Origin of the sequence: Clostridium tyrobutyricum (assembly GCF_019144085.1) — a bacterium.
Lineage (GTDB): Bacteria > Bacillota > Clostridia > Clostridiales > Clostridiaceae > Clostridium_B > Clostridium_B tyrobutyricum_A.
Genome location: NZ_JAHHUY010000145.1, coordinates 1 through 210, shown reverse-complemented (window position 1 = coordinate 210; position 210 = coordinate 1). Strand labels below are relative to the sequence as shown.

The following is a 210-nucleotide window of genomic DNA, read 5'->3' as shown; positions in this document are numbered from 1 at the left end:
ATATTGGTGAAGCAAAAGTTATTGTATCTGGTGGAAGGGGACTTGGAAGCAAAGAAGGTTTTAAGGTTCTTCAAGAACTGGCTGATCTATTAGATGGAACTGTAGGTGGATCACGTGCAGCTATTGATAATGGATGGCTGGATAAGAGCTATCAAGTTGGCCAGACCGGTAAGACAGTAAGACCCGAATTTTATATAGCAGTTGGAATAT

At 41.0% G+C, this 210-nt stretch carries 1 protein-coding gene; it reads left to right on the top strand.

What is annotated here, in order from left to right:
• On the top strand, positions 1-210 hold a 210-nt coding region (locus KM800_RS15360), incomplete at both ends, for an electron transfer flavoprotein subunit alpha/FixB family protein (protein WP_217813852.1).